Origin of the sequence: Streptomyces sp. NPDC102270 (genome assembly GCF_044766405.1) — a bacterium.
Lineage (GTDB): Bacteria > Actinomycetota > Actinomycetes > Streptomycetales > Streptomycetaceae > Streptomyces.
The window spans coordinates 37,004-56,436 of record NZ_JBIWLX010000014.1 but is presented as its reverse complement, the minus strand read 5'-3'; the positions used below and the strand labels follow the sequence as shown (position 1 = coordinate 56,436).

The window sequence follows — 19,433 nt, the reverse complement described above, 5'->3', positions numbered from 1 at the left end:
GCGGGCTGGGAGAGTGGTGGTCATGACCACCATCAGGCTCGTCCAGGGCGACATCACCCGGGAGAGCGCCGACGCCATCGTCAACGCCGCGAACTCCTCCCTCCTCGGCGGGGGAGGAGTCGACGGCGCCATCCACCGCCGCGGCGGCCCCGCGATCCTGGCGGACTGCCGGAAGCTGCGCGCCTCGCACTACGGCAAGGGCCTGGCGACCGGAAAAGCGGTGGCCACCACCGCGGGTGACCTGGACGCGCACTGGGTGATCCACACCGTCGGCCCCCGCTACAGCCGCGAGGAGGACCGCTCGCAGCTGCTGGCCTCCTGCTACCGCGAGTCCCTGCGCGTCGCCGACGAACTGGGTGCCCGGACCGTCGCCTTTCCGGCCGTCTCCGCCGGCATCTACGGCTGGCCGATCGACGACGCCGCCCGGATCGCGGTGGAGACCGTACAAGAGACCGAGACCGCGGTCGAGGAGGTCAGGTTCGTGCTGTTCGACGAGAAGGCGTACCGGGCGTTCGCGGAGCGGACCGCCTGACGGCCGAGGGCCCGTACCCTGACGGCCGAACGTCCCCGGGGCGCCGAAAACGGGGGAGCACACGGGGAACGTGCCTGTTCAGAGACCGTTTTGAGACGGAGACCGGTCGGTCGCACGCCCCGCGACCGGTTGCGGGACACCCGGCCGGTTCGCACGGTGGGCCCTACGAAGCACTTCGAAAGGACCCCGCATGCGCCCCCTCGTCTCCCGCGGCCTTCTCCTGCCGTCTCTGGTCTGTGCCGCGCTGATCCTCGGCCCGGTCGGCACCGCGGCCGCCGTCGTCGACGCGGGCCGCGGCGCGTCGGACCACGGTGTGGCCCAGACGGCGACCGCGTACGGCACCGTCGACGCGGACACCCTGACGGACCGCCTGGAGGCACTGGACCGTGCCGAACACGTCCGTGTGCTCCAGCCCCTCCAGCCCCTCCTCGACGCCGTCACCGACCTCACCGCCCTCGACGGCACCCGCCTCGACGCGAGCGAGGCGGCCGCCCACGCGAAGGCCGTGAAGGCGGCGAACGCCGAGGTCCAGGAACAGCTGCGGAAGCTGAGCGGTACGGAGCGGTCCGACCGGTCCGTCGCGTCCGCGGCGGCCGACCCCGTCGGCGATCTCCTGGCCTCGCTCCAGTCCACGATCGACGACCTGCTCGAGTCGCTGACCTCGCTGGACATCGGCGGTGTGCTGGGCGCGGTCACCGGCCTCCTGGACAGCGTGGTCGGAGCCGTCACCGGACTCCTCGGCGGCGGCCTGCCCACCTTGCCGGCCACCACCTGACCCGACGGCACCTCGGCACCCAGCCGCCCAGGCACCCCCGCGTGAGCGCACGCGGGGGTGCCGCATGTCTGCCTGTCCGCTTGCCCCCAGGACCCCACAAGGTCCGACAGAGTCATTGCCTCACACGTCTTCGGGATCTAGGTTGAGTCGCATCCTGTGCCTCAAAGTCACCAATAGCGCACAGGAATTGACGCTCCCTCAGTACGTACACCGCACTGTCGTCCCGAGGAAGGTTCCACCGATGCCCCACCCGTATCTCCCTGCCCCCATCAGCCGCAGGCGTCTGCTGGAGTCGGGGGCCGCCGTCCTCGGCGCCCTCGCCCTCTCCTCCGGCCCCCTGGCCGGCCGCGGCCACGCGGCGGAGGGCGCCCCGGAGTGGAACGGCGCCATCGACCTCTTCCGGGTGGGCACCCAGCCCCCGCACACCACCCTCATGCCCTACGCCGACGTCGGCCAGGCGCTCGCCGCCGACCGCACCCGCTCGCCGTACCGGCTGAGCCTCGACGGCACGTGGAAGTTCGCGTACGCCGACCGCCCCGACGACCGTGACACCGACTTCCACCGCACCGACGTGGACGACAAGGACTGGGACACGATTCCCGTGCCCTCGGTTTGGCAGGTGCATGGCTATGACTTCCCGATCTACATCAACATCACCTACCCCTGGTGGGGTCCCAACGGTCTCGGCGAGGAGGCACAGCCGCCCGCCGCCCCGACCCGCTACAACCCCGTCGGCCAGTACCGGCGCACCTTCACCGTGCCGAAGGACTGGTCGGGGCGGCGGACCTTCCTGCACTTCGAGGGCGTCAAGTCCGCCCACTACGTGTGGATCAACGGCGAACTCGTCGGCTACCACGAGGACTCCTACACGCCCGCCGAGTACGACATCACCCCGCACCTGAAGCCGGGCACCAACCAGATCGCCGTCGAGGTCTACCGCTACTCGGACGGCGACTGGCTGGAGGACCAGGACATGATCCGGCTGAGCGGCATCTTCCGCTCGGTCTACCTCTACTCCACCCCGGCCGTCCACCTGCGCGACTTCAAGCTGGACACCCCGCTCGGCGACGACTACACCTCCGCCGACCTCTCGGTCACCGCGAGCGTGCGCGACTACGGCGGCGCCAATCAGGGCCGCTACACGGTCGAGACCCAGCTCTACGACTCGGGCGGCCACGCGGTCTGGTCCCGCCCGCTCCAGCAGGCGGTCGCCCTCGACGCCGGCGGCGAGACGACCGTACAGGCGGCGAAGGCCGTGCCCGCGCCGAAGCTGTGGTCGGCCGAGCATCCGAACCTCTACACCGCCGTCCTGCGGCTGCGCGATCCCGCGGGCAAGGTGATCGAGACGCTCTCGCACCGCGTCGGCCTGCGCGAGTTCGCCCTGAAGGACGGGCTGATGCGCATCAACGGCAAACCCGTCTCCTTCCGCGGCACCAACCGCCACGAGATGCACCCCGACCGCGGCACCGCGCTCACCCGCGCGGACCTCGTGAAGGACATCACGATCATCAAGCGGATGAACATCAACTCGGTCCGCACCTCGCACTACCCCAATAACCCGCTGTGGCTCGAACTCGCCGACGAGTACGGCCTCTACCTCGTCGGCGAGACCAACCTGGAGACCCACGGCATCCGCGACCAGTACCCCGGCAACCACCCCGACTGGAGCGCGGCGTGCGTGGCCCGCGCCCAGAACATGGTCCACCGCGACAAGAACCACGCCTCGGTGGTGATCTGGTCCCTCGGCAACGAGGCGGGCGGCGGCAGCACCTTCGTGAACATGCGGGACTGGATCAAGTCGTACGACACCAGCCGCGTCGTCCAGTACGAGGGTGACGACCGGCCCAGCATCAGCGACATCCGCTCGGAGATGTACGAGAGCCCGGCGCGCGTGGAGCAGCGCGCCAAGGACACCGCCGACCCCCGGCCGTACGTGATGATCGAGTACTGCCACGCGATGGGGAACTCCAACGGCAACTTCAAGAAGTACTGGGACATCGTCCGCCGCTACCCCGTCCTCCAGGGCGGTTGGATCTGGGACTTCGTCGACCAGTCCCTGACCGAGCCCGTCCCGGTACGCCAGTTGCTGACCGAGAGCGGACCGGGCGCCCTGAAGGGCGAAGTCCTGCCCGCGAGCGCCAGGTTCGACCGCGACAAGGGCGTCTCGGGGGGTACGGTCTTCGCCCGCGACGCACGCCTCGACCTCACCGGCTCGCTGACCCTGGAGGCCTGGTTCACCCCGAAGGTGACGGGCGGTCACCAGCCGGTCATCGCCAAGGGCGACACCCAGTACGCCCTCAAACAGTCCGGCAAGTCACTGGAGTTCTTCATCTACGGCGGCGGCCAGTGGATCACCGCCACCTGGGCGCTCCCGGACGACTGGACGGGTCGTGAACACCACGTCGCCGGTGTCTTCGACGCGGCCGCGGGAACGTTGACCCTCCATGTGGACGGCCAGGTCAGGGCGGTCAGGAGCACCACTCAGCGGCCCAGCAGCAACACCACGCCGCTCGCGCTGGCCGTCGATGTCGACAACCCCACAAGGGAGTTCAGCGGCACCATCCGGAAGGCGCACGTGTACGCCCGCGCCCTCACCGCCGCCGAACTGGCTTCCGACGGCAGGGGTCCCGGCGACGAGGGGGTGCGGTTCTGGTTCGACGCGGCGACCGTGCGACTCACCGAGAAGCGGCCCGCCCAGAAGACCTTCTTCGCGTTCGGCGGCGACTGGGGCGACAACCCCAACGACGGCGCCTTCGTCGCGGACGGCATCGTCACCGCCGACCGCGGCCACACCGGAAAGGCCGCCGAGGTCAAGCAGATCTACCAGGCGGTCAACGCGTCCTGGGCCCCGGACGGGTCGGTGACCCTGGTCAACGAGTACCTCTTCACCAACCTCCGTGAATTCGACGGTACGTGGACCCTCTCCGCGGACGGCAAGGTGGTGCAGCGCGGAAAGCTGACACGGGACCAGCTGAGCCTGGCACCGCTGTCGAGCAAGAACATCACCGTCCCGTACAAACTCCCGAGCGCCCCCGCGCCCGGCACGGAGTACTTCCTCCAATTCTCCTTCACCATCCGGGAGCCGACCCCCTGGGCGAGGGCCGGCTTCGAGGTGGCCAAGCAGCAGCTCGCCGTCGACGCGGACAGTCCGGCGGTGACGCCGGTGCCGCTCGCGAAGGTACCGGCCCTGAGGTACGAGGACGCTTCCGGCCAAGTGACCGTCACGGGGAAGGAGTTCTCCGTCACGGTCGACAAGGGCAGTGGGACCATCACGTCGTACAAGGCCCACGGCACCCGCCTGATCACCTCGGGTCCCATCCCGAACTTCTGGCGGGCGCCCACCGACAACGACCACGGCAACGGGCAGCACACCCGCAATCAGACCTGGCGCGACGCGGGTACGAACCGCAAGGTGACCGATGTGAGCGTGCGGGCGCTGCTGGGCCGGGCCGTGGAGATCAAGGTGAGCGGCACGCTGCCGACGACGACCGAGTCGGCGTACACCACGACCTACACGGTCTTCGGCAACGGCGAGATCAAGGTCGACAACACCCTGCACCCGGGGGCGAGTTCACTGCCGTACATCCCCGAGGTCGGCACGATCCTGTTCCTGCCGCGCCGCCTGGACCGGCTGCACTACTACGGCCGCGGCCCCGAGGAGAACCACTGGGACCGCAACGACGGTACAGATGTGGGCCTTTACTCCGGGACCGTCGCCGAGCAGTGGACCCCCTACATCCGCCCGCAGGAGAACGGCAACAAGACGGATGTGCGCTGGGCCGCCCTGACGGGCCGCGACGGCGTGGGACTGCTGGTCTCCGGTGAGCCCCTGCTGGAGGTCAACGTCTCGCACTTCACACCCGAGGACCTGTCCAACGGGGTCCGCCACGACTATCAGCTCACCCCGCGTGACGCGGTCGTCCTGCGGGTGAACCACCGGCAGATGGGCGTCGGCGGCGACAACAGCTGGGGCGCGCACACCCACGACGAGTACAAGCTGTTCGCCGACCGGGACTACGCGTACACGTATCGGCTGCGCCCGCTGACGGATGTGGGCGAGGCGACGGCGGCCTCGCGACGGCCGACGGGCACGGCTTGAGCAGTGCGCCGGACGTGCCGGGCCAGGCCGTCGGGCACCTGACGGCCTCGTCGTGGCCGGTCGCGCGGTTCCCCGTGCCCCTTCGGGCGCGGGGAACGTCTCACCCGCGCCTGCGAAGGAGCCCTAGGGCCAGCACCGGCCCGCAGGCCAGCAGCACCGCCAGTACCCCGTAGCCATACGTCAAGGTCGCCGCCGCGGCCACGCCCGCGACCAGCAACGGCCCACCCGCGTCCCCGAGTTCGCGCCCGAGCTCTGCCGCCCCCATCGTCTGCCCCAGCCGTTCCGGCGGAGTCGAGGCCGCGAGCGCGGCGAACCCGAGCGGGGTGATCAGCCCCGTCCCCACGCCGATCAGGGCGGCACCCAGCAGCACACCCGCGAGCCCCGGCAGCATCGCGCAGCCCAGACCGGCCGCCGCCAGCAGCAACCCGGCACCGAGGCCACCCCGTACCGTGATCCGCCCCGCGTCCAACGCCCGCCCGGCGCGCGGCTGTACGACCGCAGCGCAGGCCGCGAGCACCGACACCGCCGCCCCCGTCGCCACCGTGCCGAGTCCCGCCACCGCACCCGACACGGGCAGGAAGCCGACGCCCACCGAGAGCGCGGCGGTCGCCCCGGCGAGCGCTGCCGTCGGGACCAGGAACACCGGGTCGGCCAGCCGCCGCGCCAGATCGAGGACCGTCTGCCGGGCCCGCGGGAGGGGCGGTACGACCGGTACGGCGATCAGTGCCCACACCGCCACGGCCGCGCCCAGCACCGCCAGCACGGTGAACAGCAGCCGCAGCCCGCCCGCCCACACCAGGACGCCGCCGAGCAGCGGGCCCAGGGTGTAGCCGACGGACTTGTGGAAGCCGTAACTCCCGAAGGCCCGCCCCTGTTTGGCGGCCGGATTCAGCCGGGAGACCAGCGCGGACGCGGCGGGGGAGAATGCGGAGGCCGCCGCACCCTGCCCCAGCCGCGCGGCCCACAGCCACCCGGGGCTGTCGGCGAGGGCGTAGAGCGCGGAGGCCACGGCGAAGGCAACCAGCCCGCCCAGGAGCACGGGGCGCGCCCCGATCCGGTCCGCGATCGTGCCGAACACCGGTTTGAGCACGACCTCGGCACCGTCGTACAGGGCGAGCAGGCCGCCCAGCACGAGCAGGGAGGTGACCGCGTCGGCCGAGTCCGCGCCGAGGTTCGCGGCGATGCCGTGCGCGCCGAAGGCGGTGGTGAACCCGGCCGCGTACAGCGGCCACATCACGCGCCGGCGCGGCTCACTCGGGGGTGTCACTGAGCCCCAGCCGCAGGTGTTCCACGTGGTACACGGCCTGGTCGAGCAGCTCGGCCACATGGTGGTCGTGCAGCGCGTAGACCACCGACCGGCCCCGGCGCTCGCCCACGACCAGGCCCAGGTTGCGCAGCAACCGCAACTGGTGCGAGCAGGCCGACTGCTCCATGCCCACCTCGGCGGCCAACTCCGTCGCCGGCAGCGGTCCTTCGCGCAGCCGCGCGAGGATCAGCAGGCGGGAGGGGGTGGACAGGGCCTGGAGGGTGGTGGCCACCTTGGCCACGTTCGCCGCGTCCAGACGTACGCGCTCGGCGGTTTCCTGCGCGGTGGTGACGGCTCCATGACCCATGGGCGGTATCTTACCCACCGCACATGAACAGATGAATGAGTCTTCATGTGTTCCTGTATGGTGGCTCGGTGTCCACGACTCTCACCCCCGTTCGCGTCCCCTCGCCCGCGCACCCGGCACCGAGCCGCCGCACCCGGGTCCTCGCCCTCCCCGAGGCCCGCTGGGCGCTCGCGTCGACCGCCGCGTTCCTGCTCGCGCTCGCACTGGACCTCGGCGGCCTGCCGTGGTGGGCCTACGGCGGGCTGTACGCGCTCGCCTATGTCACCGGCGGCTGGGAACCGGCCCTCGAAGGGCTCAGGGCGCTGCGCGAGAGGACCCTGGACGTCGACCTGCTGATGATCGTCGCCGCCCTCGGCGCGGCCGCGATCGGTCAGTTCCTGGACGGCGCCCTGCTGATCGTCATCTTCGCCACCTCCGGTGCCCTGGAGGCCCTGGCCACCGCCCGCACCGCCGACTCGGTACGGGGCCTGCTCGACCTCGCGCCCACGATGGCGACCCGGGCGACGGACGATGGCGAGGAAACGGTCCCGACGGGCGAACTCATCGCAGGCGACGTCCTGTTGATCCGGCCAGGCGAGCGCATCGGCGCCGACGGCCGGGTCCTGGACGGCGCGAGCGAGGCCGACCAGGCCACCATCACCGGTGAACCCCTCCCGGTCGCCAAGGGCCCCGGCGACGAGGTCTTCGCCGGCACCCTCAACGGCACCGGCACCCTGCGCGTCCGTGTCGAGCGCGACCCCGCCGACTCCGTGATCGCCCGCATCGTGACCATGGTCGAGGAGGCATCCCGGACCAAGGCGCCGACGCAACTGTTCATCGAGAAGATCGAGCAGCGGTACGCGGTGGGCATCGTCATCGCCACACTCGCCGTGTTCGGGGTGCCGCTGGTGTTCGGCGCCGACCTCACGGACGCGTTGCTGCGCGCGATGACCTTCATGATCGTCGCCTCGCCGTGCGCGGTCGTCCTCGCGACCATGCCGCCCCTGCTGTCCGCCATCGCCAACGCCGGGCGCCACGGAGTCCTGGTGAAGTCGGCGGTCGCGATGGAACGGCTGGGCGAGGTGGACTCCGTCGCCCTCGACAAGACGGGGACGCTGACCGAGGGCTCCCCGGAGGTCTCTGCCGTACGGCCGCTGCCGGGCTCCGGGCTGACTGCGGACGCCCTCCTCGCGCTGGCCGCCGCGGCCGAGCACCCCAGCGAGCATCCGCTGGGGCGTGCGGTGGTGAGGGCGGCGAAGGAGCGGGGGCTGCGGATCGCGGGCGCGCGGGACTTCGTCGCCGTGCCCGGGAGCGGGGTGACGGCGCTGGTCGAGGGGCGGGTGATCGGAGTCGGGCGTGCGGGTGCCCCGGTGATCGAGAGCGTGGATGCCGATGCCGATGAGACCGGGGTCGTGCATGCGGACCCGCCTCGCGCGGTCGTCCCCGGCACCGAGGACGGCGACACCGTCGTCCTGGTGACCGGCGACGGCGCCCCCCTCGGGACCCTCGCCCTCACCGACCGCCTCCGCCCCCACGCCCCGGCCGCCACCGCCGCGCTCACCGTCCTGACCGGCACGGCCCCCGTCCTGCTCACCGGCGACAACGCGCGGGCCGCCGCGAAGGTCGCCGAGGCCACCGGCCTGGTGGATGTCCGCGCCGAACTGCTGCCCGAGGGCAAGGTGGACGCCGTACGGGAGCTTCAGGACGCCGGACGCAAGGTGCTGTTCGTCGGGGACGGCGTCAACGACGCACCCGCGCTCGCCGCCGCCCACTCCGGCATCGCGATGGGCTGCGCGGGTTCCGACCTCGCGCTGGAGACCGCGGACGCGGTCGTCGTACGGGACGAGCTGGCGACCGTACCGGCAGTCGTACGACTGTCCCGGACCGCCCGCCGACTGGTCCTGCAGAACCTGGTCATCGCGGGTGCCTTCATCACCGGGCTCGTCCTGTGGGACCTCCTCGGCCACCTGCCGCTGCCCCTCGGGGTCGCCGGGCACGAGGGCTCGACGGTGCTCGTCGGCCTCAACGGGCTGCGGCTGCTGCGCGAGTCCGCGTGGCAACCGGGACAGGTGCCGTCGCAGGGCACGCGAGGTTGATGTCGGATTCTCGCCAGCCCGAGTGGGGAGGGTGGTCGATGCTGGACGCATGCAGACGGGGATGTACGCCGAGACCGAGCGCTGTGTGCGCGCCGTGCAGTCCAAGGACGCGCGGTTCGACGGATGGTTCTTCACGGCCGTCCTGACGACCCGCATCTACTGCCGGCCGAGCTGCCCGGTCGTCCCGCCCAAGCCCGAGAACATGACCTTCTACCCGAGCGCGGCCGCCTGCCAGCAGGCGGGCTTCCGCGCCTGCAAGCGGTGCCGGCCCGACACCAGCCCGGGCTCCCCGGAGTGGAACCAGCGCGCCGACCTCGTGGCCCGCGCGATGCGGCTGATCGCCGACGGCGTGGTCGACCGCGAGGGCGTGCCCGGCCTCGCCGCCCGCCTCGGCTACAGCACCCGGCAGATCGAACGCCAGCTGCTCGCCGAACTCGGCGCCGGCCCGCTCGCCCTCGCCCGCGCCCAGCGCGCCCAGACCGCGAGGATCCTCATCGAGACGACCGCGCTCCCGATGGCGGACATCGCCTTCGCGGCCGGCTTCTCCGCGATCCGCACCTTCAACGACACCGTCCGCGAGGTCTTCGCGCTCGCGCCGAGCGAGCTGCGCACGCGCGCCGCGAAGAGGTCCACGCCGGACACCCCCGGCTTTCTGTCCCTGCGCCTGCCGTTCCGCGCCCCCCTCAACCCCGACAACCTCTTCGGTCACCTCGCGGCCACCGCCGTCCCGGGCGTGGAGGAATGGCGGGACGGCGCGTACCGGCGCACACTGCGACTGCCGTACGGGCACGGCGTGGTGGCCCTCACGCCCCAACCCGACCACATCGCCTGCCGGTTGACGCTGAGCGATCTACGCGACCTGACCGTCGCCATCAGCCGTTGCCGCCGCATGCTCGACCTGGACGCCGACCCGGTCGCGATCGACGACCAGCTGCGCACGGACCCGCTCCTCGCGCCCCTGGTGGACAAGGCGCCCGGCCGACGCGTCCCGCGCACGGTCGACGAGGCGGAGTTCGCGGTACGAGCCGTGCTGGGCCAGCAGGTCTCCACGGCGGCGGCCCGCACCCACGCGGCCCGTCTGGTCACGGCCCACGGCGACCCCGTCGACGACCCCGAGGGCGGCCTGACCCACCTCTTCCCCTCTTCTGAGGCACTGGCCGCGCTCGACCCCGCCACGCTCGCGATGCCCCGCACCCGCCGCACGACCTTCACCACCCTGGTCAACCAACTGGCAGACAAGTCGCTTCAGTTGGGCGTCGAGAGCGACTGGTCGGAGACCCGCGCCCGGCTTCTCTCGCTGCCGGGCTTCGGCCCCTGGACAGTCGACGTCATCGCCATGCGCGCCCTCGGCGACCCGGACGCCTTCCTCCCGACCGACCTCGGAATCCGCCGCGCCGCCCAGGAGTTGGGCCTGCCCTCGACCCCGGCCGCACTGACGGCCCGCGCGGCGGCCTGGCGGCCCTGGCGGGCCTATGCGGTCCAGTACCTGTGGGCGACCGACAGTCACCCGATCAACTTCCTTCCCGTATAAGGACGTTCAGTGAGACAGCACACCGTGATCGACAGCCCCTACGGCCCCCTGACCCTCGTCGCCGACGACGGCGTCCTGTGCGGCCTCTACATGACCGACCAACGCCACCGCCCACCGGAGGAGACCTTCGGCACGCCGGACGACGGGTGGTCCGAGGAGGCCGAGGAACAGCTGAAGGCCTACTTCGGGGGCGAGTTGAAGGAGTTCACCCTGGAACTTCGCCTGCACGGAACCCCGTTCCAGCGCACGGTCTGGGAACAACTGCGCCGGATCCCGCACGGCGAGACCCGCACCTACGGCGAACTCGCCGACGCCCTCGGCAACCCCAAGGCCTCCCGCGCGGTCGGCCTCGCCAACGGCAGGAACCCGATCGGCATCGTCGTCCCCTGCCACCGCGTGGTCGGCGCCGACGGCAGCCTCACGGGCTACGGCGGCGGACTGGACCGCAAGCAGCGACTGCTGGACTTCGAGCGGGGGGCGGCGCTGTTCTGACCGGTACCCGGTGATTCCCCCGGGCCGGCCGGGGTGTCGAGCGACCCTCAGTCGCGCAGATCCCGTCGGTACCGGATGCCGGCCTTGCCGCCGAGGTCGGCCGGGTCCGCCGGGCCGACCGGGGTGAAGCCCGCCTTGGCCAGCACCCGCTGGGACGCGATGTTCTCGTGGCTGGTGGCCGCGCACAGTGTCTCCAGCCCGTACCGGGTCGCCGCGAGACGGCACAGCTCGCGGACGGTCGCCGTCGCCACCCCGCGGCCGGTGGCGTGCCGCGCTACCCGGTAACCGAGGTCCGCGGTGCCGTTCTCTATGTCGACGAGGTTGAACCTGCCGAGCACCGAGCCGTCCTCGGCGACGAGCACGTGGAAGGCGCAGACGCCGGCCTCCTGCTCGGCCAGCAAGGCGTCGAACCGCTCGGTGAACCGGTCGAAAAAGGCATCGCCGCGGTCGGTGACGGACGCGGCGAAGTACTCCCGGTCGGCCGACTCGAAGGCCAGGACCGCCGGGGCGTGTTCCGCGCGCAGCCGCAGAAGCTCGGGCACCGGGGCCTCAGCCCGCGCTCAGGCTGCGCAGCAGTTCGGGCAGCGCCGTGCCGATCGGCTCCCGGATCACCTCGTCGGCGCGGTCGTCGTACGGTGTCGGCTCGGCGTTGACGATGACGAGACGGGCGCCGTGGTCGGCGGCGACGCCTGCGAGGCCCGCGGCCGGCTGGACCTGGAGGGTGGTGCCGACGGCGATGAAGATCTGGCAGGCCTTGGTGATGGCCACGGCCTCGCCCATGACGACGGGGTCGAGGCGCTCGCCGAACATCACGGTCGCCGACTTGAGGATGCCGCCGCAGGGCAGGCACGGCGGGTCCGCCTCGCCTGCCTCGACCCGGGCGAGCGCGTCCTCCATCGGACCGCGGGCGTGGCACTTCGTGCAGACCACCTGCCGAGCGGTGCCGTGCAGTTCGAGGACCTTGCGGGCGGGCATCCCGGCGAGCTGGTGCAGCCCGTCCACGTTCTGCGTGATCACCCGCACCGGCACCCCGGACTTCTCCAGCTCGGCCACCGCCACGTGCGCGGCGTTGGGCTCGGCGTTCAGAGTGCGGTTCGACCGCCGCATCTGCCACGAGCGGCGGCGGATCTCCGCATCGCCCATGTAGTAGTCGTACGTCACCAGCTTCTCGGCCTCGGGATCCTTGCGCCACAGCCCGTTCGGGCCGCGGTAGTCGGGGATTCCGGAGTCGGTGGAGATACCGGCGCCGCTGAGAAGCGCGACGAGGGGCTTGGCCATGGTTCCGAGGGTAGGGCGGGTGATCCGGGTGCGGCGAGTGGATTTCCCACCGCCGGGGCGCGAGCCGTCATGAGCACCGACAGCGCGCTGGATCAGCCCACCCGGTGGCCGTTCTCCAACTCCACGGTGCCCGAGCCGTCCGCCAGGACGTCCAGCGCGGCCACGACACGGCGGCCCAGGGCCCCCGGCAGGTGGTCGGCGAGCTCCTCGCGCGGCACCAGGCGCCAGGACAGCAGCTCTTCCTCCTGGAGCCGGATCGCCTTGAGGTCGTCGTCGCCGAGGACACCGCCGTCGTAGAGGTAGGCGACCAGCGGCGGGCGGGCCGTCCCGTGCACCCAGTCCACCGCCAGCAGCCGCCCCAGTTCACGGTCCAGGCCGATCTCCTCCAGCGTCTCGCGACGCGCGCCCTGCCGCGGGGTCTCACCCTCGTCGGACTCGATCGTGCCGCCCGGAAGCGCCCAGCCCTCACGGTAGTTGGGCTCGACGAGCAGGACCCGGCCCGAGGCGTCACGGAAGAGAGCGGCGGCACCGGCGAGGATCCGGGGCAGACCGGCGATGTACGTGGCGAAGTCAGCAGTGGTGGTCATCCTCGAAGGGTAACGAGCATCGGCGGCCGCCTTCGCCCGCTCAGCGGGTGGCCTCCACCCCGGCCAAGCGCACCGTCCGCTCGGCCAGTTCGGTGATGTGGACCCCGTCGAAACCGAACACCGCGCTGCGCACCCGGTCCTCCAGCGGCTCCTTCCACTGGTCCGGGATCGCCTCCGCCCCGGTGAGCACCCCGGCCACCGAGCCCGCAGTCGCGCCGTTGGAGTCGGTGTCCAGGCCGCCCCGGACGGTGAGCGTGATGGTGCGGGTGAAGTCGCCGTCGCCGTACAGCAACCCGGCGGTCAGGACGGCCACGTTCGGGACGCTGTGGATCCAGCCGAGCCCGGCGGTCTCCTCCGAGACCGTGGTCAGCGTGTCCTCCCAGGTCATCCGGGTGTCGTGCAGGGACGCCACCCGGCGTACCGTGCGGGCGAGGCGACTGCTCGCGGGGATCACCGCGAGCGCCTCGTCCACCGCCTGCCGCACGGTGTCCACGGTGAACGCCGCCGAGATCAGTGCCGCCGCCCACATCGCCCCGTACACACCGTTCCCGGTGTGCGACAGCACCGCGTCCCGGCGGGCCAGGGAGGCGGCGCGCTGCGGGGCGCCGGGGCAGGTCCAGCCGTAGATGTCGGCGCGGATGAGCGCCCCGATCCACTCCTGGCAGGGGTTGTCGTACGTCGCCGTCAGCGGCGGTTTCAGCCCGTTGGCGAGGTTGCGGTAGGCGGCCCGCTCCGCGGTGAACGTCTGCAGATACGGCAGCCTCAGCAGCCACAGGTCGCCCACCTGCTCGGTGCTGAAGGCGAAGCCGTGGGTCTCCAGGAGGTCGAGGCCGAGGATGGCGTAGTCGACGTCGTCGTCGCGGCAGCTGCCGTGGATGCGGCCGCGCACGCACTCGCGCCACTCGGGACGCAGCTCGAAACCGTCGCTCTCGCCGACGGGCTCGGGAAGGTAGTCGGTCAGGGGCAGCGCGGCGGCCTGGCGCAGATAGCGGTCGATCCGGTCCCGCGTCCACAGGTCGCCCTGCTCGACCGGCTTGCCGAGCATGTTGCCCGCGATCCGGCCGAGCCAGCCTCCGAGGATGCGGTCGGCGAGTTCCGGCTCAGTGCCCACAAGGGTCATAGCTCCGGTTTACCCCATTCCGGAGCACCGCACAGACGGTTCGCGGGGCCTTCTCAGCCTCTGTGCTGCGCATGACGCCGGGGGGCGTCTCCGGTTAAGGTCGCAGCGGCGCGACTGGCCTTGACGTGCGCGAGGCCCGGAGAGCAAGGGGAAGACGTGACACAGCGCGTGCTCATCGCCGCGGACAAGTTCAAGGGCTCGCTCACGGCCGTGCAGGTCGCCGAGCGGGTGACGGCCGGGCTGCGCCGGGTCGTGCCGGACCTGGAGGTGGAGTCGCTGCCCGTCGCCGACGGCGGTGACGGCACCGTCGCCGCGGCGGTCGCGGCCGGTTTCGAGCGCCGGGAAGTGGCGGTCGCCGGGCCCCTCGGCCAGGAGATCACGGCCGCGTTCGCGGTACGCGCGGACACCGCCGTGGTGGAGATGGCCGAGGCCAGCGGGCTCCAGCGGCTGCCCGCGGGTGTCTTCGCCCCGCTCACGGCGTCCACGTACGGCTCCGGAGAGCTCCTGCGCGCCGCGCTGGACGCCGGTGCCCGCACCATCGTGTTCGGCGTCGGCGGCAGCGCCACCACCGACGGCGGCGCCGGCATGCTCTCCGCGCTCGGCGCCCGTTTCCTGGACGCCGACGGCGAGCCCGTGGCCCCGGGCGGCGAGGGCCTCGCCGACCTCGCCTCGGCCGACCTCTCGGGCCTGGACCCGCGGCTCGCAGCCGTCGAGTTCATCCTGGCCAGCGATGTCGACAACCCGCTGACCGGCCCCAAGGGCGCCCCGGCGGTCTACGGCCCGCAGAAGGGCGCCTCCCCGGACGACGTGGAGGCCCTGGACGGCGCCCTCGCCCACTACGCGAAGGTGCTGGAGGAGGCCGTCGGCGCGAAGGCCGCCGAGTACGCCGTCGCACCGGGGGCGGGTGCGGCCGGCGGCATCGGCTACGGCGCTCTCCTCGTCGGCGCCACGTTCCGGCCCGGGATCGAGGTCATGCTCGACGTCCTCGGCTTCGCGCCCGCGCTGGAGTGGGCGGACCTGGTGATCACCGGCGAGGGCTCCCTCGACGAGCAGACCCTGCACGGCAAGGCCCCGGCGGGCGTCGCCGCGGCCGCCCGCGCGAAGGACAAGGAGGTCGTCGCCGTCTGCGGCCGCCTCGCCCTGCCCCCGGAGGCCCTCGGCCGAGCGGGCATCCGCCGCGCCTACCCACTCACCGACGCCGAGCCCGACATCCAGAAGTGCATCACCGAGGCGGGCCCGATCCTGGAGAACGTGGCGGAACAGATCGGCCGCGACTTCCTGATTAGAACGCGTGCAGGATCCGCGGGTTGAGCCGTTGCCCGGGCCGAGCGGGCAGCTGCGCTGAGCTGGTGCACGGCCCGGGGACCGGCCCGGCCGAACTGTCGGCCGCGTTGCCCTTCTGGCGGGTCCGAGCCGCTGCCGGGACTGCCCCGTGGTCGGGGCCGGGTCGCTGCTCGGTGCCGAGTCGATGCGGGGGCTGTGCCGGGTTCGGGCGGGGCCGGGTGTTCAGGCGCAGGTACCGTCCGGGTCGTGCTGCTGCCTGGGGGCGAGCGGTCCCGGGGCTGACCTGTGGTCCGGGCCGTGCTGCTGCCTGGGGGCGAGCGGTCCCGGGGCTGACCTGTGGTCCGGGCCGTGCTGCTGCCTGGGGGCGAGCCGGTGTGGGGGCTGTGCCGGGTTCGGGCCGGGTCGGGTGTTCAGGCGCAGGTACGGTCCGGGCCGTGCTGCTGCCTGGAGGCGAGCGGTGCGAGGGCTGTGCCGTGGTCCGGGCCGGGTGTTCAGGCGCGGGCGCCGTCCGGGCCGAGCCGCTCCCGGAAGCCAGCCAGTGCCGGGCCTGAACCGCTGTCCAGGTCCAGCCGCCCGTCCAAGCGGAGCCGCGCGTTCACGCCCAGTCACGCCCCCGCACCCAGCAGCGCCTCCCCCTGCAGACCCACGGGACCCACCGCCCGCACCCAGCGCGCCACATTCACCCCCGCACCTCCGACAACCGATACGCGTCCAGTGCCAGTGTCAGCTCGATCAGGTCCCGGGGGCGGGCCAGGGAGCGGGACGTGAGTTGTTCCAGGCGTCGTAGGCGGTTGAAGACCGTGTTGCGGTGGCAGTACAACCGTCCCGCGGCCCGGCCCGCCGAACCCTCGCAGACCAGCCACACGTCGAGGGTCTCCAGGAGTACGGCCCGGTCGGGCGGGCTCCAGCTCCAGGAGGGTGCCGAACACGTCCTTCACCAGCCGGTCGGCCAGCTCCGGCTGGCTCACCACCAGCGCGGTCGGCATCCGCTGGTCGAGGCGTACGACCGCGGTGGCGTCCGGCGGACACGTGCGCAGCGCCAGCTCGGCGAGCCGCCGGGCCCGGCCCAGCTCGGCCAGCCCCGGCACCACCGGACTGATCCCGCCCGGACCCGAACAACGCCCCTCCAGCGCACGGGCCACCCCGTCCAGGCCCTGCCCGGGCGCGAGCGCCACCACCGCCACCTCGCCGTCCGCCCGCATCCGCCAGATGAACCGGAACCCGGCTCCCCGCACCGGCCGCTCGGCCGCCTCCCGCCGCTCGGCCCGCAGCACCACCACCGCGTACCGCCCGTGTTCCGGCAGATCGAGCCCCGCAGCCGCCCGCGCCGCGAGCCCGGGAGTCGCCTGGGCCCTCCAGCAGGGCGTCGAGGAGCGCCTGGAGCTGTTCGTCGGTACGCCGCCTGAGCTCCGCCTCGGTGGCCCGGTACGCCTCCGACGCCGTCTGCGCCTGCGCGTCCACCGCCGACCACACCATCGTCGTCGACCGCATCAGCGCCGCGAGCCGCTCCGGCTCCCGCCCGGCCGTCCCCTCCACGAGCGCGTCCCACACCAGATAGCCGGCGTTCCGGTAGGCGTGCACCAGGAGGTCCAGCGGCAGCCCCTGGTGGGCCCGGCGCCGGCCCGCGTCCTCGGCGTACTCCAGGTCGCGCCGCGGTGAGTCCCGGGGCGCGGAGATCGTCTCGATGCCGATCCCGCATGACGGTCGCCGAAAACCTGCGCGCGGGCGCCCTGGGCGGCACCCGTCTGCGAAGGGGGCCGGGCTGACCGTCGTCGAGCAGAAGATCAAGCCCACCGACAACGACATGACCGCCCAGGTCACCGCCCTCAAGCAGGCCGGTGTCAAGGCGATCGTGCTCAGCGCGGGCCCGCGCCAGGCGGCCTCGCTGGTCGGGGTGGCGGCGGCGAGCGGCTTCGCCGTACCGGTCATCGGCAACAACTCCGCCTTCGCACCGCAGCTCCTCGCCACCCAGGCGGGCCCGGCCCTGACGAAGAACTACTACGTGGCCTCGCCCTCGCTCCCCATCGGCGCGGACACCCCGCAGGCGAAGAAGCTGGTCGCCGACTACCGGGCCGCCTACCCGGACGACTCGCTGGACAACGGCATCGTGGCCGGCTGGACCGCCGCGTCGGCCTTCGGCGAGGCTCTGAAGAAGGCCTGCTCCAACAAGGACCTCAGCAGGGAGGGTGTGGACAAGGCCCTGTTGTCGATCGACTCCTACGACATCGGCTTCGGCGTCGGTCAGGACTTCACCGACCCCACGGCCCCGTCCTCCCGCGAGAGCGTGATCCTCCAGCCGGACAAGGGCGTCACGGGCGGCATGAAGGTCGTACGGGAGGCCGGCGCCTCGGAGGTGGCCAGGACGTACACCCCGGGAGCCTGAGAACGACTGAGGGGCTCGAACCGGCGTCGGTTCGAGCCCCTCACCCATCAACAACCGCTACGGCAGCTGCGCCGCCCGCGCCTCGCGCCGGTTGCCCCGGAAGTTGTTCACCCGCCGGGCCGTGGCGAACAAGGGGATCACGGCGCCCATGACGAGCTGCAGGGCGCAGCCGGTCTGGAGCAGGAGCTGGCCGCTGGGAGCGCCGAAGGCCCAGGCCGCGAGCAGCCCCATCGCCAGCACGATCCAGGAGAGCATGGCCACCGCGAGCCGCCCCCGCGGCTTCGGGTACTCCACCCGGCTCACCATCAGCCACGCGGTGCCCAGGATCGCCAGGAGCGTCGCCACGAAGGGCAGCTCCAGCAGCACGATCGCGACCACCGTGAGCGCGCCGAACGGGGACGGCATGCCCTGGAACATGCCGTTCGCCACGGTCACGCAGGAGAATCTGGCCAGCCGGAGGACCACCGCAAGCAGCACCACCACGGCACCCACCGCCGCCACCCGCTGCGAGGCGTCGTCAGCGACCATGCCGTAGACGAGCACGAAGTACGCCGGCGCGAGGCCGAAGCTGATCAGGTCCGAGAGGTTGTCCAGCTCGGCGCCCATCGGCGAGGAGCGCAGCTTGCGCGCCACCAGGCCGTCGAAGAGGTCGAAGACCGCCGCGCACAGCATCAGGATGACCGCCGTGGCCGCGCTGTTGCGCGCCATGCCGGATTCCTGGCTGTCGGTCAGGTGCGGGATCAGGATGCCGGTGGTGGTGAAGTACACCGCCATGAAGCCGCACGTGGCGTTGCCGAGGGTGAGGGTGTCCGCTATCGACAGGCGGAGAGAAAGAGGCATCTCCTCGTCGTCGTCGACCTCGTCGGCCTCGGGCACCCAGCCCGCCTGGGTCTCAGGATCAATCACGGTCAATGCGAGTCACCCCAGCCACCGTCTTCTGCCCGACCTCGACCGCGACCTCCACGCCCTCGGGCAGGTAGATGTCGACGCGCGAGCCGAACCGGATCAGACCGATGCGGTCACCCTGCTCGACCTTCGTGCCCTGCGGGATGTAGGGGACGATGCGACGGGCCACCGCGCCGGCGATCTGGATCATCTCGATGTCACCGAGTTCGGTGTCGAAGTGCCAGACGACGCGCTCGTTGTTCTCGCTCTCCTTGTTGAACGCCGGAACGAACCCGCCGGGGATGTGCTCGACCGACGTCACCGTGCCGGAGAGCGGCGCGCGGTTGACGTGGACGTTGAGCGGGCTCATGAAGATCGCGACGCGGGTGCGACCGTCCTTCCACGGCATGATGCTCTGCACCACACCGTCGGCGGGCGAGATGACCCGGCCCGGGGCGATCTCGCGCTCGGGGTCGCGGAAGAACCACAGCATGCCCGCCGCCAGCGCGGTGGCGGGCACGGCGACGGCCTTGGCGGCGCCGGACTTGCGCGCGCGTACCAGGCTCAGTGCTGCGGTGGCGACGGTCGGCAGGAGCCACGGCGATGCTCCGCGCGCGAGGCGTACGCCTGCCCGGCTGTCGCGAGGTGCAGAGGTTTGGCTGTGGGGCATGGATGACCTTCGTAGCGGATGATGCCGCGCACTAGACGGGGGACGGCGGCTTTCCGGGATCGTACCGGTCGCGGGCCACAACTGGGCAAGCCAGGAAGCCGAGTCGGCG

15 protein-coding genes and 2 pseudogenes are annotated in these 19,433 nt (G+C 72.2%); 8 read left to right on the top strand and 9 right to left on the bottom strand.

Annotated elements, in window-relative coordinates:
• Positions 1-22: 22 nt before the first annotated feature.
• From ACIRP7_RS28675 to ACIRP7_RS28665, 3 genes are all read left to right on the top strand, one after another.
• The gene (locus ACIRP7_RS28675) at positions 23-532 is read left to right on the top strand and encodes an O-acetyl-ADP-ribose deacetylase (RefSeq protein WP_403665072.1); all 510 of its coding nucleotides are present in this window, start codon (positions 23-25) and stop codon (positions 530-532) included.
• Between the two features lie 190 nt (positions 533-722).
• On the top strand, positions 723-1,307 hold the full coding sequence (locus ACIRP7_RS28670; RefSeq protein WP_403665070.1) for a hypothetical protein: 585 nt from the start codon (positions 723-725) through the stop codon (positions 1,305-1,307).
• 241 nt (positions 1,308-1,548) lie between these two features.
• A complete protein-coding gene (locus ACIRP7_RS28665) occupies positions 1,549-5,406 on the top strand; it encodes a glycoside hydrolase family 2 TIM barrel-domain containing protein (protein ID WP_403665068.1) in 3,858 nt (1,285 codons plus the stop codon).
• 100 nt (positions 5,407-5,506) lie between these two features.
• Here ACIRP7_RS28665 and ACIRP7_RS28660 read toward each other — a convergent pair whose 3' ends face one another.
• Positions 5,507-6,640, bottom strand: coding sequence for an MFS transporter (locus tag ACIRP7_RS28660; protein WP_403665500.1), 1,134 nt, complete (start codon positions 6,638-6,640; stop codon positions 5,507-5,509).
• A gap of 16 nt (positions 6,641-6,656) precedes the next feature.
• A complete protein-coding gene (locus ACIRP7_RS28655) occupies positions 6,657-7,019 on the bottom strand; it encodes an ArsR/SmtB family transcription factor (RefSeq protein ID WP_403665066.1) in 363 nt (120 codons plus the stop codon).
• Between the two features lie 35 nt (positions 7,020-7,054).
• On the opposite strand from ACIRP7_RS28655, the gene ACIRP7_RS28650 reads away from it, so the two are divergent.
• From ACIRP7_RS28650 to ACIRP7_RS28640, 3 genes are all read left to right on the top strand, one after another.
• Positions 7,055-9,094, top strand: a complete 2,040-nt coding sequence (locus tag ACIRP7_RS28650; protein WP_403665064.1) for a heavy metal translocating P-type ATPase — start codon at positions 7,055-7,057, stop codon at positions 9,092-9,094.
• Between the two features lie 61 nt (positions 9,095-9,155).
• Entirely contained in the window at positions 9,156-10,625 is a 1,470-nt protein-coding gene (locus ACIRP7_RS28645) for an AlkA N-terminal domain-containing protein (protein WP_403665498.1), read from the top strand.
• 9 nt (positions 10,626-10,634) lie between these two features.
• The gene (locus ACIRP7_RS28640) at positions 10,635-11,117 is read left to right on the top strand and encodes a methylated-DNA--[protein]-cysteine S-methyltransferase (RefSeq protein ID WP_403665062.1); all 483 of its coding nucleotides are present in this window, start codon (positions 10,635-10,637) and stop codon (positions 11,115-11,117) included.
• 47 nt (positions 11,118-11,164) lie between these two features.
• Here ACIRP7_RS28640 and ACIRP7_RS28635 read toward each other — a convergent pair whose 3' ends face one another.
• The 4 genes from ACIRP7_RS28635 to ACIRP7_RS28620 form a co-directional block, all read right to left on the bottom strand.
• Positions 11,165-11,659, bottom strand: coding sequence for a GNAT family N-acetyltransferase (locus ACIRP7_RS28635; RefSeq protein ID WP_403665060.1), 495 nt, complete (start codon positions 11,657-11,659; stop codon positions 11,165-11,167).
• 7 nt (positions 11,660-11,666) lie between these two features.
• Positions 11,667-12,395, bottom strand: coding sequence for an SIR2 family NAD-dependent protein deacylase (locus ACIRP7_RS28630; protein WP_403665058.1), 729 nt, complete (start codon positions 12,393-12,395; stop codon positions 11,667-11,669).
• A gap of 92 nt (positions 12,396-12,487) precedes the next feature.
• Positions 12,488-12,982 carry an NUDIX domain-containing protein gene (locus ACIRP7_RS28625; protein WP_403665056.1) on the bottom strand — a complete coding sequence of 165 codons (495 nt, stop codon included), beginning with the start codon at positions 12,980-12,982 and terminating at the stop codon, positions 12,488-12,490.
• A 40-nt stretch (positions 12,983-13,022) separates the two neighbouring features.
• Complete coding sequence (locus tag ACIRP7_RS28620; RefSeq protein ID WP_403665054.1) at positions 13,023-14,102, bottom strand: ADP-ribosylglycohydrolase family protein; 1,080 nt, start codon at positions 14,100-14,102, stop codon at positions 13,023-13,025.
• Positions 14,103-14,270: 168 nt separating this feature from the next.
• On the opposite strand from ACIRP7_RS28620, the gene ACIRP7_RS28615 reads away from it, so the two are divergent.
• Complete coding sequence (locus tag ACIRP7_RS28615) at positions 14,271-15,413, top strand: glycerate kinase (protein WP_403665496.1); 1,143 nt, start codon at positions 14,271-14,273, stop codon at positions 15,411-15,413.
• A 652-nt stretch (positions 15,414-16,065) separates the two neighbouring features.
• Here the strand turns inward: ACIRP7_RS28615 and ACIRP7_RS28610 are convergent.
• A pseudogene (locus ACIRP7_RS28610) lies at positions 16,066-17,078 on the bottom strand (PucR family transcriptional regulator); the annotation flags it as partial.
• A gap of 55 nt (positions 17,079-17,133) precedes the next feature.
• On the opposite strand from ACIRP7_RS28610, the pseudogene ACIRP7_RS28605 reads away from it, so the two are divergent.
• Positions 17,134-17,769, top strand: a pseudogene (locus ACIRP7_RS28605) (ABC transporter substrate-binding protein); the annotation flags it as partial.
• A 57-nt stretch (positions 17,770-17,826) separates the two neighbouring features.
• Here the strand turns inward: ACIRP7_RS28605 and pssA are convergent.
• Positions 17,827-18,645 (bottom strand): CDP-diacylglycerol--serine O-phosphatidyltransferase, encoded by an 819-nt coding sequence (pssA, locus tag ACIRP7_RS28600; RefSeq protein ID WP_280854046.1) that lies wholly within the window; start codon positions 18,643-18,645, stop codon positions 17,827-17,829.
• Positions 18,646-18,667: 22 nt separating this feature from the next.
• Positions 18,668-19,324, bottom strand: coding sequence for a phosphatidylserine decarboxylase (locus tag ACIRP7_RS28595; protein WP_393598963.1), 657 nt, complete (start codon positions 19,322-19,324; stop codon positions 18,668-18,670).
• Positions 19,325-19,433: the final 109 nt, after the last annotated feature.

What these genes read in the sequence shown, in the direction of transcription:
- ACIRP7_RS28675 (WP_403665072.1), top strand. Translation starts at nt 23, where the DNA reads ATGACCACCATCAGGCTCGTCCAGGGCGACATCACCCGGGAGAGCGCC.
- ACIRP7_RS28620 (WP_403665054.1), bottom strand. Translation starts at nt 14,102, where the DNA reads ATGACCCTTGTGGGCACTGAGCCGGAACTCGCCGACCGCATCCTCGGA.
- ACIRP7_RS28625 (WP_403665056.1), bottom strand. Translation starts at nt 12,982, where the DNA reads ATGACCACCACTGCTGACTTCGCCACGTACATCGCCGGTCTGCCCCGG.
- ACIRP7_RS28645 (WP_403665498.1), top strand. Translation starts at nt 9,156, where the DNA reads ATGTACGCCGAGACCGAGCGCTGTGTGCGCGCCGTGCAGTCCAAGGAC.
- ACIRP7_RS28630 (WP_403665058.1), bottom strand. Translation starts at nt 12,395, where the DNA reads ATGGCCAAGCCCCTCGTCGCGCTTCTCAGCGGCGCCGGTATCTCCACC.
- ACIRP7_RS28650 (WP_403665064.1), top strand. Translation starts at nt 7,055, where the DNA reads ATGAGTCTTCATGTGTTCCTGTATGGTGGCTCGGTGTCCACGACTCTC.
- ACIRP7_RS28595 (WP_393598963.1), bottom strand. Translation starts at nt 19,324, where the DNA reads ATGCCCCACAGCCAAACCTCTGCACCTCGCGACAGCCGGGCAGGCGTA.
- ACIRP7_RS28660 (WP_403665500.1), bottom strand. Translation starts at nt 6,640, where the DNA reads ATGTGGCCGCTGTACGCGGCCGGGTTCACCACCGCCTTCGGCGCGCAC.
- ACIRP7_RS28665 (WP_403665068.1), top strand. Translation starts at nt 1,549, where the DNA reads ATGCCCCACCCGTATCTCCCTGCCCCCATCAGCCGCAGGCGTCTGCTG.
- ACIRP7_RS28655 (WP_403665066.1), bottom strand. Translation starts at nt 7,019, where the DNA reads ATGGGTCATGGAGCCGTCACCACCGCGCAGGAAACCGCCGAGCGCGTA.
- ACIRP7_RS28670 (WP_403665070.1), top strand. Translation starts at nt 723, where the DNA reads ATGCGCCCCCTCGTCTCCCGCGGCCTTCTCCTGCCGTCTCTGGTCTGT.